This window comes from Pseudomonas sp. ACN8 (assembly GCF_002303925.1).
Lineage (GTDB): Bacteria > Pseudomonadota > Gammaproteobacteria > Pseudomonadales > Pseudomonadaceae > Aquipseudomonas.
The window spans coordinates 1-1666 of the sequence record NZ_MRCS01000110.1 but is presented as its reverse complement, the minus strand read 5'-3'; the positions used below and the strand labels follow the sequence as shown (position 1 = coordinate 1666).

Below are 1666 nucleotides of genomic sequence, written 5' to 3'. Positions count from 1 at the left end.
CGGCGTTTTTCAAGGTAGTTGTCGCGTCAACCGTCTAACTATGCCGCTCTTTTCTCGACCTGTTGCTCTCGATCCGGGTTCAACAGCACGGTGCCGATCGGTTCCCAGTTACGCGTTCGAGCCGACCACCGTTCCGGCTTTTTCTCTTTGGCTCGTTCGTACAGCTCATGTCGCCGGGCCAAGACCCGATGGTCCAGTCCTCGATGCCGCTCAGCCGGTGTGACGAACCGGATACGGCTATGCCGGTGCTCGTTGTTGTACCAACGCATGAAGTCCCTCACCCATACTCGTGCGGCGTCCAAACTGGCAAAACCATTCTGCGGCCATTGCGGGCAGTATTTCAGCGTTCTAAACAGCGACTCCGAGTAGGGATTGTCGTTGCTGACCCGCGGCCGGCCTCGCGAGGGCGTGATCCCCAGTTCGTACATCTTGCTCAACAGCGTCACCGATTTCATCGGCGCTCCGTTGTCTGAGTGCAGCACCAGCGGTTCGTGTAAACACTGCTCGCCGATCACGCTGCGTTGCAGCAGCGCGGCGGCTTTCTCGCCGCTTTCCGCGTCGTAGACCTCCCAGCCCACGGCCTTGCGGCTGTAAATATCCTCGATCAGATAGAGGTAGTAATACTGGCCGCGTATAGGCGACGGCAGATACGTGATGTCCCACGACCACACCTGATTGGGCCCTTTGGCCGCATGCGTGGTCGGTGCCGCATGTCGTCTGGGGTGCTGACTACGTCCGCGATGTTGCTGTTGACCCGCCGCACGCAGGACGCGATAGAACGTGGCCTCCGACGCCAGATAACGCCCTTGATCGGCCAGGCGCGGCACGATCTGGCTGGGCGGCAAGTGAGCGTAATCAGCGCTGTTGCACAGCGTCACAATCGCCTGTCGCTCGACCTCACTCAGCGCATTACGCGGCGCTGGTCGCACGATAGTCGTTCGAGCATCGGCCTGAACGATCTCGGGGCCGGTCCAGCGTTGCAGGGTTCGTAGCGATAAACCGACCTCCTGGCAGGCCCTGATTTTTCTGGCTCCCGCCGCGACGGCTTCGCTCAGCCAGTCAACGAACAACTGCCGTTGCGGCAAAGACGTCAGTTGTCCTCGTTGTCGGTCCCCCAGTAGTCGTTGAGCTTTTTTCGCAGCACCAACAACGCGGCTGTTTCAGCGAGCGCCTTGTCTTTGCGGCGCAGTTCGCGCTCAAGTTCCTGGATGCGCTTCTTATCTTTGCGAGACTGTTCCCGGTCTTCTTTTTGCTGGACCTTTTCCGATTTCTGGCCGGTGATGAAGGCTTGTCGCCAGGCCGTGATTTGCTCGGGGTAAAGGCCTTTGCGGCGGCAATACTCGCCCAGGTCGATCTCGGACAAGCCGGACGCTTCAAGGACGACAGCAAACTTGATTTCGGCTGGCCAGCTCTCGGCCGATGACTTGTTTTCGGACACTGCACTTCCTTCAGAACTGAGCTGCTTGCGCCAGTTGGACAAAGACATTTCGCTGACCCCTTCGCGCCGGGAAACCTCGGCCATCGACAGGTTCAGCGGGGGAAGCAGCATCTTGAGTAATGCGGCTCTGCGTTCAGGTGAATAGTACGGCACGACCAGTCTCTTTCCGCCCCCGATGTGCTTTTTTAGGAAAATTCGGAGAGGCGACAACTATCCTGACACCGGGGG

Annotated in this window: 1 protein-coding gene; it reads right to left on the bottom strand. The window is 59.1% G+C overall.

Translation table 11 applies throughout. From position 1 onward, the window contains the following. Positions 1–38 precede the first annotated feature (38 nt). A protein-coding gene (locus BSF44_RS29115) for an IS3 family transposase (RefSeq protein WP_095946423.1) occupies positions 39–1591 on the bottom strand; the annotation gives its coding sequence in 2 pieces (ribosomal slippage) (positions 39–1129 and positions 1129–1591; 1554 coding nt in all). Positions 1592–1666 lie beyond the last annotated feature (75 nt).